This is a genomic window from Xanthomonas sp. LMG 12461 (assembly GCF_009192935.1).
In the GTDB taxonomy this organism is placed as follows: Bacteria; Pseudomonadota; Gammaproteobacteria; order Xanthomonadales; family Xanthomonadaceae; genus Xanthomonas_A; species Xanthomonas_A sontii.
On the sequence record NZ_NQYT01000060.1, the window covers coordinates 23,458 to 37,729 of the forward strand.

Here is a 14,272-nt window from a genome sequence, read left to right on the forward strand (position 1 = left end):
GCCGCGCCACGTGCGCGGGAGGAGAACCTCCCGCAGCGGTTCCGAAAGCAGCGACGTGCCTACCATGACGCAGTTCGCCCGCCTTCCGGCGGGCATTTTTTTGCTGGATGTTGCACGGCGGTGCGGCGCGAGACCGCAAGCCCCTCTCCCACCGGGAGAGGGGTTGGGGTGAGGGTGCGGCACGAGGCGCGGTGCAATGGGCGAGGCGAGGCGGCGCCCGACCCTCATCCGGCCCTCCGGGCCACCTTCTCCCGGTGGGAGAAGGAAGAGCGCTAGCGGCTTTCGCGCAGGAACCGCGCCATCGACGACACTCCCGGCAGCGCCGGCTGGAACTGCCCGGCGACGTCGACGAAGCCGCGCATCACCGCGATCTCGCGCGGGGTGCGGTTCAAGGTATCGCGCAGTTCCGGATCGGCGCCGGCGCGCAGCAGGCGCTGCACCAGCAGCGGCAGGCCGTGCAGCGCGGCCAGGTGCAGCGGGCCGAAGCCGCGCGGATCCTGCACCTCCAGGCTGACCTCCTCGTCGAGCAGGCGCTCGACGCCGGCCAGCACCACCGGCTCCTCGCAGGCCGTGCCCGGTTCGGCGCGCGCGCCCAGCAGCAACAGCAACGGCGTCACCCCGCCGGCGGAACCGCGGTCGGCCTCGGCGCCGGCCAGCAGCAGCGTGTCCAGCAGCGCCAGCAGGCGCGACTTGTCGCGCGCGGTGAAGCCGTACAGCGCGGCGCAGTGCAGCGGGGCCAGTTGCTGGGCGTCGCCGGCATGCACGTCGGCACCGGCGGCCAGCAGCCGCGCGGCGATGTCCGGCAGACCCAGCGCGCAGGCCAGCATCAGCACGGTGACCCCGCCCGGCAGGCGGTGTTCGATCTGCGCGCCGGCCTGCAGCAATGCCGCGACGATCTCGGTCTGGCGCATGCTCACCGCCGCCGACAGCGGCGTGGCGCCGCTGGCCGCGGCGTGCTGCAGATCAGCGCCGCGCGACAGCAACAGTTTCACCGCCTCGGCATGGCCGCCGCCAGCGGCGCGCAGCAATGCGGTGCAGCCCTGCGCGTCCACCGCATCCACCGGCAGGCCGAGGTCGATCAGGCGGCGGATCGCCTCGGCGTCGCCGACCATCGCCGCGGCCGGCACGTCGGCCTCGCGCAGCGGGCGCCGCGGCAGCGGCCAGGTGCGCCAGTCCAGCCAGTCGGCCAGGTCGCGGCGGCCGCTGGCCAGGGCCACGCCGAGCGGGGTCTGGCCGTCGGCGGCGCGCGCATCCGGCGAGGCGCCCTGCTGGATCAGCAGTTTCAGCGAGGCCTCGCGGCCCAGCGCGGCGGCCAGGTGCAGCGCGGTCATGCCGTGGCTGTCGCGCGCCTCGCGGTCGGCGCCGCGCTCGAGCAACTGCAGCTGCAGCCGCAGCCAGCCCAGCCGCACCGCCAGCGACAGCGGCGGATCGCCGGCCGGCGACGGCGCGAACGGATCGGCGCCGCGCTCCAGCAGTTCCAGGGCGAACTGTTCCAGCGCGCGCGACGCGTGATCGTGCTGCGCGCAGGCGGCGAGCAGGCGGGTCAGGCCGCCGCGGCCGGCCGGCGACACGCCGTGGCGCAGCATCGCCTGCAGGCTGGGCACCGCCTCCACGCCGCGCGAGAGCAGCGCGAACATCGGGGTGTCGCCGCAGGCATCGAGCACCTCCGGCTCGGCGCCATGCGCCAGCAGCCAGTCCACCGCCTGCGCGTTCAAGGCCAGCGGCGGCTCGTGCAGCAGCGCGCCCAGTTCCTCGGCCGCACACAGCCGCGCCAGCGCGGCCAGGCCGTCGCGCGGCTGGCCCAGTTGCAGGCCTTCGCGCAGCAGTTCCAGCGGCGGCCGGTCGGGCAGTCCGGCCGGGCCGGTCTCGCCCTGACCGTCGCTGACCGCGGCCGGCAGCGGATAGTCCGGGTCCAGCGCGGACACGATCGCCCAGCGCCCGGCCTCGGCGGCCAGGTCGACGGCGCGGCGGCCGCTCTGGTCCGGCTGCGCCGGCGCCACGCCCAGCTCCAGCAGGCGCCGGATCAGCCCGGGGGCGACGTGGTCGGCGGTGCAGGCCAGCAGGATCGCGTTGCGGCCATCGCCATCGACCGCAACCAGGTCAGGCTTGTGCGGCAGCAGCCGTTCCAGCACCGCCACGCGGCCGTGGCGGGCGGCTTCCAGCCACGGCGTGCGACCCAGCGCATCGCGCGCTTCCAGGTTGGCGCCGGCGCCGAGCAGGGCCTGCACGATCTCCACGTGGCCGGCCAGCGCCGCCTCGTGCAATGCGCTGCGGCGCTGGCGATCGCGCGCGTCGACCCGCGCCTTGTGCTTGAGCAGCAACTGCACGCCGGCCGGATCGTCTTCCTCGGTACCGGCTGCGGCCAGCAGTACCGGGCTGGCCTCGGCCGGCTCCGGCTTGGCGCCGCGCTCAAGCAGGAACTTGGCCATGCGCCAGTTGCCGACCTGGCAGGCCACCGCCAGCGGGGTCAGGCCGTCGCGGTTGGCCGCGTCCAGTTCGGCGGCGGCGTCGCGCAGCAGCGCGGCCACGCCCGGGTCGGAGCTGCGCGCGGCGTGATGCAGCGGGGTGTTGCCGTCGCCGTCGCTGGCGCGCGGATCGGCGCCGTTGGCGAGCAGCGTCATCACCGCCTCCGGGCGGCCATGCCAGCTGTCGCGGGTGGCGGCCAGCAGCGGGGTCATGCCCAGGTGCGGGCGATTGACGTCGACCCCGCGCACGATCAGTTCGCGCAACAGGCGCAGGTCCGGCAGCACCGCGGCCAGCACCGGCAGGCTGCGCTGGTCGCGCCACTCGGCGGCGGGCAGCGCGTGCGGATCGGCGCCGGCCTGCAGCAGTTGCAGCGCGCGATCGACGCGGCCACCGCGGGCGGCGTCGTACAGCGCCGCATGCAGTTCGTCCTGCGCCGGCGGCGGCTCGTCCGCGCGCGGCGCGGCGGTGGCGCTGAGTTCGGCGAACAGGTCGGCCGAGGACACCGGCGGGGTCAGCGTCTGCGGCGGCGCCACCCGTTGCAGGCCGGCGTGCAGCAGCGGCGACAGCAGCGCATAGGCCAGCGCCAGCGGCCAGCGTGCGGCCTCGGCGAGCAGTCCCGGCCAGGCCAGCACCACGCCGAGCCCGGCCAGCACCAATACCAGCGCGGCCACCGCCAGCCCGCGCCAGGCCTGCACGTCCTGCTGCGCCAGCGCCTGCCAGCGCGCGCCCAGCGGGCCGCCCTCGGCATCGCTGCCGTGCCACAGCGGCCAGGTCCGCCACAGCCCGAGCAGCGCGGCACTGGCGGCCACGCTCAGCGCCAACGCGGCGGCCAGGCTGCCGCTGTCGTGCAGCGCCGCCAGCGGCCAGGCCACCAGCACCGCGACCAGCGCCATGCCGCCGGCCCACAGCACCAGCAGCGGCACCGCCGCGCCGACCAGATCGCGCGCCGCGCGTGGGCGCGGCCGGCTGCCACGGTGCCAGGACAGCGCCAGCGCGAACGCCGGTTGCGCCAGCCATGCGCCCAGGGCGGCGGCCAGCGGGCCGATTCCGGCGGCCAGCGCCAGCACCGCGCCCAGGGCGGCGGCGAGCATCGGCGCACGCGCGCGGAGGAAAGAGTCAGTCATCGTGTCGATCGGTGGTGCCGGACAGGGACGGCGGCAATTGCAGATGAAAGCCGCAGCCGGCGAGGTTGGCGCGCACCGCGGCCGGATCGGCGCGGGCCAGCGTGCGTTCGGCGGTCAACGCCACCTCGAGCACGAACGCCAGCGGCTGCAGCGACGCCAGCAGCGCCGGCGGCAGACGGCCGAAGTCGTCGCGGGCGGCGAGATACAGATAGGTGTCCGGCTTGCGTTGGCTTTTGTAGACGTAGGCTTGCATGCCCGTGGCGTGCGCCTGGCGTGGAAAGGCAAGCGATTGTGGAGGAAATGCGCCAGCGGCGAAAGCGCACGCCGGCCCTGCGCTGAACGGATCCGGGCGCGGGCGCTATTCACGTTCGCGTCGTGGGTGTTTCACGGCATGACCGAATGCGTCGATATACTGCGGCGATTGTCCTTGTATGGAATACCGCGTGACCGAAGCGTCCTCGTCGCCCCGCATGGCCCCGGTGGCCATCCGCGCCTACACCGCGACCAACGCGCTCGGCAGCGGACTGCACGCCCAGGCCGCGGCGCTGCGCGAGGGCCGCAGCGGCCTGCGTCGCAACGACTTCGGTCCGCAACCGCTGGAATGCTGGATCGGCCGGGTGGACGCGCTGGAAACCGCCGCGCTGCCGGAGGCCCTGGCCGCGTGGGAATGCCGCAACAACCGCCTGGCCTGGCTCGCCCTGCAGCAGGACGGCATGGCCGCGGCCGTGGCCGCCGCGGCGCAACGGCACGGCGCCGAACGGGTGGCGGTGGTGATGGGCACCTCCACCTCCAGCATCGGCGCCAGCGAGGAGGCCTACACCCGGCTCGAGCACGATGCGGAGGGTCCGCGCATGCCGGCCGACCTGGACCGGCCGATCGTGCACACCCCGCATTCGCTCGGCGATTTCGTGCGCGCCGCCACCGGCCTGCGCGGCCCGTGCATCACCGTCGCCACCGCCTGCTCGTCCAGCGCCAAGGTGTTCGCCCAGGCCGCACGGCTGATCGCCGCCGGCGTGGTCGATGCGGCCCTGGTCGGCGGCGTGGACACGCTGTGCGGCAGCGTGCTGTTCGGCTTCAACTCGCTGCAGGTGGTGTCGCCGGAACCATGCCGGCCGTTCGACGTGCGCCGGGTCGGACTGTCGCTGGGCGAGGCCGGCGGCTACGCGCTGCTGGAACGCGCCGATGCCGCCGACGCGCCGCCGGCGCAGGCGCTGCTGTGCGGCTACGGCGAATCCAGCGACGCCCACCACATGTCCGCGCCGCATCCGCAAGGGCTGGGCGCCGGCCTGGCGATGCGCGGCGCGTTGCAGCGCGCCGGCGTGGACCCGGCCGAGGTCGGGTATCTCAACCTGCACGGCACCGCGACCCCGGCCAACGACAGCGTCGAGGCGGCCGCGGTGGCGGCATTGTTTCCGCCGACCCTGCACGCCAGTTCGACCAAGGCCTGGACCGGGCACACACTCGGCGCCGCCGGCATCGTCGAGTCGGTGTTCGCCCTGCTGGCGCTGCGCCACGGCCTGTTGCCCGGCACCCTCAACAGCGAACTGCCCGACCCCGCCTGCGGCCCGCAGATCCGCTTCGCCACCGCCCATGCACAGGTCCGCTACGCGATGAACAACTCCTTCGGCTTCGGCGGCAACAACTGCTCGCTGCTGTTCGGCCGCGCATGAGCACGCCCATGCTGAGCGCGACGATCGAAGGCATCGGGTTCTGGGCGCCCGGCCTGCCCGGATGGACGCTGGCACAGGCGTTCGCGCGCGGCGAAGGCGCGCCGCTGGAGACGCCCGGCCGGCCCTCGCCGCAGTTGCTGGCGCCGAACGAGCGCCGCCGCGCGCCGGACACGGTGGCGGTGTCGCTGGACGCGGCGCTGGCCGCCTGCCAGGACGCCGGCCGCGACCCGGCCACGCTGCCGTCGGTGTTCACCTCCACCCACGGCGACCTGGCGATCACCGACTACATGTGCACCACCCTGGCCAGCGAACCGCTGTCGGTGTCGCCGACCAAGTTCCACAACTCGGTGCACAACGCCGCCGCCGGCTACTGGACCATCGGCGCCGGCGCCACCGCCGCGGCGACCGCGATCAGCGCGCACAGCGGCAGTTTCGCGCAGGGACTGCTGGAAGCGCTGTCGCAACTGGCCGCGGGCGAAGACGCGGTGCTGCTGGTCGGCTACGACAGCCGCTCGGTGGGGGCGCTGGGCCGGATCGCGCGCAGCGAGGGCCTGCTCGGCGGCGCGCTGGTGCTGAGCGCGGGCGCGCGCGACGGCAAGCCGCAATTGCAGGTACAACTGCGCGACGGCACCGCGCCGGTCGGCGATGGCGCGCTGGCGCGGCATGTCGCGGGCAACGCGATGGCGCCGATGCTGCCGCTGTTCGACGCGCTGGCGCTGGGCAGCAGCGGTTGCGTGCTCGATGCCGGCGGCGGCCGCTGCCTGCAGGTGGAGCTGCGCGCATGAGCCGCACGCCGCTGAGCGCCGCCGACGCCGCGATCCTGATTCCGGCCCTCAACGAACGGCTGCGCATCCGCGAGGTGGTCAGCGACGCGCTGGCGCACTGCCCGCGGGTGATCGTGGTCGACGACGGCTCCGACGACGGCACCAGCGACTGCATCGCCGACCTGCCGGTGACCCTGCTGCGCCATCCGCAACGCCGCGGCAAGGGCGCGGCGTTGCGCAGCGGTTTTGCTGAGGCGCAGCGCCTGGGCGCGCGCGCGGTGATGACCATGGACGGCGACGGCCAGCACAGCGCCGCCGACTTCCCGCGGTTGCTGGCCGCGGCCAACCGCCATCCCGGCTGCGTGATCGTGGGCGCGCGCCTGCGCAAGCGCGCCAGCCAGCCGCCGATCCGCCGCATCGGCAACGATTTCGGCGACTGGGGCATCGCCTGGGGCTGTGGCTTCCGCCTGGTCGACAGCCAGAGCGGCCAGCGCCTGTACCCGCAGTCGGTCTACACCCTGCCCGACGTGCCCGGCGAGGGCTTCGTGTTCGAGGCGCAACTGCTGATCTCCGCGGCGCGCCAGGCCGGCGCGCGGGTGGTGGCGGTGCCGATCGAGACCCGCTACGCCAACCAGACCCCGGGCACGTTCCGCAAGAGCCACTTCCGGCTGGTGCGCGATCTGTGGAAGATCACCTCGCACGTGATCGTGCAGGTGTGGACCTATGGGCACGTGGTGCGCGAGTACCGGCGCACCCGCGCCAACCCGGTGCTGATCGACGACATCGACGGCACCCTCGACACGGCCCCCCTGGCCGTCGCCAAGGAAAAGACGACATGAAGGCAGCGCAGGCGGATGTGGCGATTCTGGGCGGCGGGCTGGCCGGGCTGACCCTGGCGCTGCAATTGCGCCAGCGCGACCCGCAGCTGCGCATCCGCGTGCTGGAACGGCGCGCGCACCCGGTACGCGAGGCCGCGTTCAAGGTCGGCGAGTCCTCGGTGGAGATCGGCGCGCACTACTTCGCCGAGGTGCTGGGCCTGCGCGAGCACCTGGATGCCGAACAGATCCGCAAGTTCGGCTTCCGCTTCTTCTTCTCCGACCGGCGCACCGACATCGACCAGTGCACCGAGCTGGGGGTGAGCCAGTTGCTGCCCACCCCGTCGTGGCAGATCGACCGCGGCCGCTTCGAGAATTTTCTCGGGCAGCGCGCGCGAGAGATGGGCGTGGAGTTCCTCGACGGCAGCACGGTGCGCGGCGTCGACCTGGCCGAGGACGACGGCGACCACTGCGTGCGCTACAGCCGCGACGGCGCCGAGGCCAGCCTGCAGGCGCGCTGGGTGATCGACGCCAGCGGCCGCGCCGGCCTGCTCAAGCGCAAGCTCGGCCTGGCCCAGGACAACGCGCACCAGGCCAACGCGGTGTGGTGGCGGGTGGACGGGCTGGTCGATCCCAACGGCTGGTCGCAGGACAGCGCCTGGCTGCAGCGCTGCACGCCGCCGGACCGCTGGCGCTCGACCAACCACATGTGCGGCCCCGGCTACTGGTTCTGGCTGATCCCGCTGTCCTCCGGCGCGCATTCGCTGGGCATCGTCTGCGATGCCGCCCTGCATCCGCTCGAGACCATGAACACCCACGCCAAGGCGATGGACTGGCTGCGCACGCACCAGCCGCAGGTGGCCAGCACGCTGGAGCGCAGCGAGCACACGGTGCAGGATTTCCTGTTCCTGCGCGACTTCTCCTACGGCTGCAAGCAGGTGTTCTCGGCACAGCGCTGGGCGCTGACCGGCGAGGCCGGCGTGTTCCTGGATCCGTTCTATTCCCCGGGCAGCGACTTTATCGCCATCAGCAACACCTACATCTGCGAACTGATCGGGCGCGAGCGCGCCGGGCGCGACATCGCGCCGTATGCCGAGCTTTACCAGCAGCTGTACTTCTCCTTCTACGAGAACACCCTGACCCTCTACCAGGACCAGTACCCGCTGTTCGGCGATGCCCAGGTGATGCCGGTCAAGGTGATCTGGGACTACACCTACTACTGGTCGCTGCTGGCGCCGCTGTACTGCACCGACCGCATCGCCGACCTGGCCGTGCTGGGCCGGCTGCGCCCGGCGCTGCAGCAGGCCAGCGCGCTCAACCTGGGCATGCAGGCGCTGCTGCGCGACTGGGGCGCGGCCAACCGCGCGCAGGCCGCGGCGGTGGCCGACGGACGCCTGCTGGACCAGTACCTGATCGGCTGGTTCCACGAACTCAACCGCGCCCTGAGCGACCGGCTGGACGATGTCGCCTTCGTCGCCCGCCTGCACGGCAACGTCGCGCGCATGGCGGAACTGGCCGGAGAGATCCTGGCGCGCGCCCGCCAGCAGCATCCCACGCTGGCCGACCACGGCCTGCTGGAGGCCTGCCGCGACGCGGCGACGCCGCTGCCGGTGCTGTCGCCGGCCTGGTACGCGGACGCCGCCTGATCCACGCGCAGGGCCATGCCGCCCTGCAACAACGCGCGCTTCGCTTCCCCGCCGCGAGGCGCCAGGCGAGCGCGCAATTGCGCGGCACGCGTCACATGGGGCGAATATCGCCCGCGCATTCGGGTTTTCGCACGCTCGGCGGTTGACGCCCTGGCGCCACCGGCGCGACACAGGCCCGCCGCGCCCGGCGCGTCCTCCAGGAGAATTCCATGCGCTCCACGCTGCTCGCCTTGGCCCTGCCGTTGGCCGCTCTCGCCGCCGCCTCCACCGCACATGCGCAGACGACCGCGCGCGCACCGGCCGCGCCGGCACCGCTGCAGCAGTCGTGCGACGCGCTGGCGAGCCGGCTCGCCTATCCCGGCACCCGCTTCACCGCGGTGCGCAGCGTGGCCGCCGACACCCTGCAGGTGGCCGGCCAGCCGATCGGTGCGCACTGCCAGATCACCGGGCTGATGCACGAACGCGTCGGCACGGACGGCCAGTCCTATGCGATCGGCTTCGAGATGCGCCTGCCGGCGGCATGGAACGGGCGCTTCTTCTACCAGGCCAACGGCGGCCTGGACGGCAACGTGGTCCCGGCGCTTGGCGACATCGGCGGCGGCGGCCAGCGCGACAACCCGCTGCGCATGGGCTTTGCGGTCATCAGTTCCGATGCCGGGCACAGCAATGCGCAGAACCCGCTGTTCGGCCGCGATCCGCAGGCGCGCCTGGATTACGGCTACCAGGCGGTGCAGGCGCTGACGCCGATGGCCAAGCGCGTGGTGCAGATCGCCTACGGCAAGGCGCCGGACTACAGCTACTTCGGCGGCTGCTCCAACGGCGGCCGCCATGGCATGGTCGCCGCCGCGCGCGACGCGCAGGACTACGACGGCATCCTGGTCGGCGACCCCGGGTTCCATCTGCCCAAGGCGGCGATCGCGGACTTGGCCGCGGCCCAGCAACTGGCGGCACTGGCCGGTGGCAGCGATACACGCAGCGGCCTGACCGCCGCCGAGCGCAGCCTGGTGGCCGAGCGCATCGTCGCCACCTGCGATGCGCTGGACGGGGTGCGCGACGGCATGGTGCAGGACGTGCTCGCCTGCCAGCGCCGCTTCGACCTGAACCGCGATGTCGCCACCTGCGGCAGCGCCGGGCGCACCGGCCAATGCCTGACCCCGGCGCAGAAGCGCGCGCTCGGCGCCATCCACGCCGGCGCGCGCAACAGCGCCGGCACGCCGCTGTACGCGCCCTTTCCCTACGACCCGGGCATCGCCAGCGGCGACTGGGCCGGCTGGCGACAGGACGCCTCGCTGACCCTGGTGCCCGGCTCGGTGGCCTTCGGCTTCGTCACCCCGCCGGAGGATCCGGCGGTGCTGCAGGATCTGAAGCGCTATGCGCTGCAGTTCGACATGGACCGCGACGCGCCGAAGATCTTCGCCACGGCCGGTGCCTTTGGCGAATCGGCGTGGTCGTACATGACCCCGCCGAACGAGACCCGGCTGACCACGCTGAAGAAGCGCGGCGGCAAGCTGCTGATCTACCACGGCACCGGCGACGGCATTTTCTCCTTCGCCGATACCGCAGCCTGGTACGACCGCCTGCGCACCGCCGATGCCGACGCCGCCAGCTACGCGCGCCTGTTCGCGGTGCCGGCCATGGCGCATTGCGCCGGCGGACCGGCTACCGACCAGTTCGATGCGCTGACCCCACTGGTGGCCTGGGTCGAGCAGGGCCAGGCGCCGGCCGCGATCGTCGCCAGCGCACGCGGCAGCGGCAGCGCCGCGCCCAACAACGAGGTGCCGGCCAGCTGGAGCAGCCAGCGCAGCCGTCCGCTGTGCCCGTATCCGCAGGTGGCGCGCTACGTCGGCGGCGACGTGGAGGCGGCGTCCAGCTTCGTCTGCCGCTGAGCGCACGCCGCCGTTGCGCCGCCGGCATGGCGGTGCAACGGCCGCGTCGTTTTCGAGGCGGTCAGCCCATGCCGCCGTTGATGCCGATGACCTGGCCGTTGATGTAGGCGGCCGCGTCCGAGCACAGGAAGGCGACCAACGCCGCCACTTCCTCCGGCTTGCCGGGACGCCCGGCCGGGACCATCTGCTTGATCGCCTCCGGCGGGAAGGCACTGTCGGCCATCGCACCCTGGATCACGCCCGGTGCGACCACGTTGACGCTGATGCCGCGGCTGGCCATTTCCCGCGCCAGCGACATGCTGGCGCCGTGCAGCGCCGCCTTGGCCGCGGCGTAGTTGGTCTGCCCGCGGTTGCCCAGCACCGCCGACACCGAGGACACGCTGACGATGCGGCCCCAGCGCGTGCGCGCCATCGGCAGCAGCAGCGGCTGGGTGACGTGGAAGAAGCCGTGCAGCGAAACGTCGATGACCTTGTGCCACTGCGCCGCGCTCATGCCCGCCATCGGCGCGTCGTCGTGGATGCCGGCGTTGTTGACCAGCACCTGGATCGGGCCGGCCTCCAGCAGCGTCGCCAGCGCCTGCGCGCTGGCCTGCGCATCGGCCACGTCGAACGCCACCGCCTCGGCGCTGCCGCCGGCGGCGACGATCGCCTCCACCACCGCGGCGGCGCGCGCGACGTTGGCATTGGCGTGCACGATCACGTGCAGGCCCTGCGCGGCCAGGGCACGGCAGATCGCGCCACCGAGATCGCCGCTGCCGCCGGTGACCAGGGCGCGGCGCGGGGAAGCAGGCTGGGACATCGTGGTTCCTTGGGCAAAGGGACAGGGCCGCCATCCTAACGACTCGTCGCGCACCGCGGGCACCCCGTCCGACGCCGCAGCAGCCGCGGGCGGACGTTATCGTGGAAACCTATCGCGATCGATGACCCACGACACCGCGAAACGGCACCTGCAGGAATGCGCCTGTGCGTTGCCTGGGTGCACTGTGGGAAGGACGTCAGTCCCGACGCCTTCCAAGCCTGGATCTTCGGCAAGCCGCGCCTGCTGGGCCGTCGACGCCTAAGCGGTCACGCCGCGCCCAGCATCACCGTCGCGCGGCCCTCGGCCAGCAACTGCCCGGCATGGCTGATGCGGAAGGCGTACTGCTGGCTGTCCTCGGCCTGCAGCAGCACCTCGGCCTCGCCTTCGATCGGACCCGGCAGATCCTGCAGTTCGGCGACGTGCAACTGCACCCCGCGCAGCGCCACCAGCATGCCCGGCCGCACCGGCGTGCCCGCGGCGCGACCGAGCAGGCCACCGTGCACCGCCATCGCCTGCGCACCGTACTCGCACAGGTGCAGCGCGCGCAGCCGATCGCCGCTGCGCAGCGGATGCGCGGCCTGGCGATGGGCAACGCTGCGCAACACCACGCGCTGCGCGTCCCAGGCCACCACCTGTTCCCACAGGCACATCAGGCCCTGGTGCGGGACCAGCGCGGCGATGGCGTCGCGCCCGTGCAAGGGTTCAGTGTGCATGGCGGCTCTCCCGGGCCTCGCTGGCGGTCTCGCGCGAAATCAGCAGCGCCAGCACGAAATTGAACAGCACGCCCAGCGCCACGGTGCTGCCGATCGCGCGCAGCACCGGGATGCTGGAGGCGGCCAGCAGCGCGAACACCAGCAGGGTCATCAGGCTGCACACGATCAGCGCATGCAGGGTGCGCAACTGGTCGGCGCGGTCGTCGCCGGCGTGGTCGAAGAACAGCGCGTAGTCCAGGCCCAGGCCGGCGGCCAGGATCAGCGCGATCAGGTGGAACAGGTTCAGCTCGACCCCGCAGCCGCGCAGGATCGCCAGGATCAGCAGCGTGGTCAGCGCCATCGGCAGCAGCACGCGTGCGATCCGCCGCGGCGTGCGCAAGGCGATCGCCACGGTCAGCGCCAGCAGCACCGCGGCCACGCCAAGCGCGGTGAGCACGCGGCCGCGGTAGGCGGCGACCAGCGACTCGGAGGCGTCCTTCAGGTCCAGCAGTTGCGCGCCGCTGCCCTGCACCGCGCGCGCCAGCTGCGACGGATCGCGCAGCCCGGTCAGCGACACCAGCGCGGTGGTGCGGTCCGCGCGCTCCAGCAGCAGGCCGCCGACAGGCGTCGCCAGCGGCGTGCCATGCAGATCGCGCGCGGTCAGCAGCGGCGCACTGCGTGCGGCCTGCAGGTCGGCCAGGAACGGCGCGAAGGCATCGGCGCGGAACGGCGTGGCGGCGACCGCGGCGGCGGTGATCGCCTGCGCCTGCGCCGGATCGGGCAGAGCGGCCTGGCGCCGGCGCTGGGTGGCGGCGCTGGGCAGGTAGCGCGCGGCCATGTCGTAGCCGGCCAGCTCGCCCTGCGCCACCAGCGCATCCAGGCGTGGGCGCAGGCGTTCGGACGCGGCCAGCGCAGCCTCGGCCGAGGCCGCCGGCAACGCCAGCACGTAACGCACGTCGGGCGCACCCAGTTCCTGGCGCAGGTGCGCGTCGCGGGCCAGGCCGTCGGCTGGCACCGGGGTCAGCTTGGACAGGTCGTTCTGCCAGAACGGCCCCGGCGCGAACACGATCACCGCGGCCGCCAGCAGGGCCAGCGGCAGCAGCGACCAGCGCGGCCGCGGCAGCCGCGCGATGCCGCGCCACAGCCGCTCCAGCATCGGCGAATCGGCATGGTCGCGCGGCGAGGGGTCGATCAGCGCCGGCAGCAGCAGGCGCGTGGTCAGCGCCGCCACCAGCAGGCCGGCGATGGTGAACACCGCCAACTGGCGCAGGCCGTCCACGCCGGAGAACAGGAAGGTGACGTAGGCGATGCAGGTGGAGACCACGCCGGTGGCCAGCGTCGGCCAGAGATGGCGCGCGTTCTCGCGTGGATCCAGGCCCGGGCGCTGATGGCTGAACAGATGGATCGGGTAGTCCTGGACCACGCCGATCAGGGTGAAGCCGAACGCCACGGTGATGCCGTGCACGCCATCGAACAGCAGCGCAACCGCGCCCAGCCCGGCCAGTCCGGCGCTGGCCAGCGGCAGCACGCCCAGCACCGGGATCTTCCAGCTGCGGTAGGCGACCAGCAGCAGCACGATCAGCCCCACCGTATCCAGGGTGCCGATCCACTGCGCCTCGTTCTGGGTGCGCCCGCCGATCTCCACCGAGAACGCGCCGGGGCCGGTCAGGGTCAGCGTGCTGCCGGTGCCGGCGTTGACCTTGGCGAAGGCGGCATGGATCGCATCCACCGCGCGCTGCTGGCCGGTGGGGTCGAAGCCGGCGGCACGGGTCTGCGCGACCAGCAGCGCGTCCTTGCCGGCGCGGTCGAACCACACCCCGTCGCGCTGCTGCGGGCCGCCGGCCGGCTGCAGGCTCTCGGCCAGGTGCAGCACTTCCAGGGTGGGATCGCGCGGCAGCAACGGCTCCACCATCGCCGCCGCCGGCGAGCCCAGGTCCTGCAACCGTGCCTGCAGCGCATCGCGCAGGGTCGGCGCATCCAGCGGCCTGGCATCGAAGCTGTCGCTGAGCAGATAGCGGTACGGCAGCAGGCGTGGCGGGATCGCGTCCAGGCCGGCGTCGGCGCCGTTGGCGACCAGTTCGAACACGTCGTGCTGCGCGGCCAGTTCGGCATGCAGCGCCTGCGATTGCTTGGCCAGCGTGGCCGGATCGGCCCCGGACAGCGACATCAGCAGCAGCCGCGAGCCAGGGCCTTCGCCGAGTTCGTCGAGCAGGAGTTTCTGCGCGGGAGTGCGGGCTTCCGGCATGAATTTACGAAGATCGCCCGACACCTGCAGCGCATTGCCCAGCCAGATCCCGGCCACGGTCAGCAGTGCCAGCCACAGCAGCGCCAGCGAGATGCGCATCTTCGAACTGAGGGCTCGCTTCATCGCTGCATCCCCACGCCGCCCTGCGCCGTGCGATCAGCCGCC

General features: G+C 73.2%; 10 protein-coding genes. 5 read left to right on the top strand and 5 right to left on the bottom strand.

All coding sequences use genetic code 11. The features are described 5' to 3' along the window. Positions 1 to 272: 272 nt before the first annotated feature. Together CEK68_RS15280 and CEK68_RS15285 are read right to left on the bottom strand one after the other, a co-directional pair. Positions 273 to 3,590, bottom strand: coding sequence for an ankyrin repeat domain-containing protein (locus CEK68_RS15280; RefSeq protein ID WP_152239881.1), 3,318 nt, complete (start codon positions 3,588 to 3,590; stop codon positions 273 to 275). Next, positions 3,583 to 3,843 (bottom strand): YcgL domain-containing protein, encoded by a 261-nt coding sequence (locus CEK68_RS15285; protein ID WP_152239882.1) that lies wholly within the window; start codon positions 3,841 to 3,843, stop codon positions 3,583 to 3,585. The genes CEK68_RS15280 and CEK68_RS15285 overlap by 8 nt, the downstream gene beginning before the upstream one ends. Before the next feature lie 217 nt (positions 3,844 to 4,060). On the opposite strand from CEK68_RS15285, the gene CEK68_RS15290 reads away from it, so the two are divergent. The 5 genes from CEK68_RS15290 (at position 4,061) to CEK68_RS15310 (ending at position 10,371) form a co-directional block, all read left to right on the top strand. Beyond that, positions 4,061 to 5,260, top strand: a complete 1,200-nt coding sequence (locus tag CEK68_RS15290; RefSeq protein WP_152239929.1) for a beta-ketoacyl-[acyl-carrier-protein] synthase family protein — start codon at positions 4,061 to 4,063, stop codon at positions 5,258 to 5,260. An 8-nt stretch (positions 5,261 to 5,268) separates the two neighbouring features. Further along, complete coding sequence (locus CEK68_RS15295) at positions 5,269 to 6,045, top strand: beta-ketoacyl synthase chain length factor (RefSeq protein ID WP_152239930.1); 777 nt, start codon at positions 5,269 to 5,271, stop codon at positions 6,043 to 6,045. Then, complete coding sequence (locus tag CEK68_RS15300; protein WP_152239883.1) at positions 6,042 to 6,863, top strand: glycosyltransferase family 2 protein; 822 nt, start codon at positions 6,042 to 6,044, stop codon at positions 6,861 to 6,863. The genes CEK68_RS15295 and CEK68_RS15300 overlap by 4 nt, the downstream gene beginning before the upstream one ends. Further along, a complete protein-coding gene (locus CEK68_RS15305; protein ID WP_152239884.1) occupies positions 6,860 to 8,485 on the top strand; it encodes a tryptophan 7-halogenase in 1,626 nt (541 codons plus the stop codon). Before CEK68_RS15300 ends, CEK68_RS15305 begins: the two co-directional genes overlap by 4 nt. A gap of 209 nt (positions 8,486 to 8,694) precedes the next feature. After that, the gene (locus CEK68_RS15310; protein ID WP_152239885.1) at positions 8,695 to 10,371 is read left to right on the top strand and encodes a tannase/feruloyl esterase family alpha/beta hydrolase; all 1,677 of its coding nucleotides are present in this window, start codon (positions 8,695 to 8,697) and stop codon (positions 10,369 to 10,371) included. A 61-nt stretch (positions 10,372 to 10,432) separates the two neighbouring features. Here the strand turns inward: CEK68_RS15310 and fabG are convergent, their stop codons facing one another. The 3 genes from fabG to CEK68_RS15325 form a co-directional block, all read right to left on the bottom strand. Further along, a complete protein-coding gene (gene fabG, locus CEK68_RS15315) occupies positions 10,433 to 11,170 on the bottom strand; it encodes a 3-oxoacyl-ACP reductase FabG (RefSeq protein WP_152239886.1) in 738 nt (245 codons plus the stop codon). Between the two features lie 266 nt (positions 11,171 to 11,436). Further along, on the bottom strand, positions 11,437 to 11,868 hold the full coding sequence (locus CEK68_RS15320) for a phosphotransferase (protein WP_017909511.1): 432 nt from the start codon (positions 11,866 to 11,868) through the stop codon (positions 11,437 to 11,439). Positions 11,869 to 11,872: 4 nt separating this feature from the next. Then, positions 11,873 to 14,230: an MMPL family transporter gene (locus tag CEK68_RS15325; RefSeq protein WP_152239887.1), complete on the bottom strand. Its 2,358-nt coding sequence runs from the start codon at positions 14,228 to 14,230 to the stop codon at positions 11,873 to 11,875. Positions 14,231 to 14,272: the final 42 nt, after the last annotated feature.

Excerpts from the sequence above, each read along its gene's own strand:
- CEK68_RS15290 (WP_152239929.1), top strand. The coding sequence starts at position 4,061 with ATGGCCCCGGTGGCCATCCGCGCCTACACCGCGACCAACGCGCTCGGC.
- CEK68_RS15305 (WP_152239884.1), top strand. The coding sequence starts at position 6,860 with ATGAAGGCAGCGCAGGCGGATGTGGCGATTCTGGGCGGCGGGCTGGCC.
- CEK68_RS15280 (WP_152239881.1), bottom strand. The coding sequence starts at position 3,590 with ATGACTGACTCTTTCCTCCGCGCGCGTGCGCCGATGCTCGCCGCCGCC.
- CEK68_RS15325 (WP_152239887.1), bottom strand. The coding sequence starts at position 14,230 with ATGAAGCGAGCCCTCAGTTCGAAGATGCGCATCTCGCTGGCGCTGCTG.
- CEK68_RS15300 (WP_152239883.1), top strand. The coding sequence starts at position 6,042 with ATGAGCCGCACGCCGCTGAGCGCCGCCGACGCCGCGATCCTGATTCCG.
- CEK68_RS15295 (WP_152239930.1), top strand. The coding sequence starts at position 5,269 with ATGCTGAGCGCGACGATCGAAGGCATCGGGTTCTGGGCGCCCGGCCTG.
- fabG (WP_152239886.1), bottom strand. The coding sequence starts at position 11,170 with ATGTCCCAGCCTGCTTCCCCGCGCCGCGCCCTGGTCACCGGCGGCAGC.
- CEK68_RS15310 (WP_152239885.1), top strand. The coding sequence starts at position 8,695 with ATGCGCTCCACGCTGCTCGCCTTGGCCCTGCCGTTGGCCGCTCTCGCC.
- CEK68_RS15285 (WP_152239882.1), bottom strand. The coding sequence starts at position 3,843 with ATGCAAGCCTACGTCTACAAAAGCCAACGCAAGCCGGACACCTATCTG.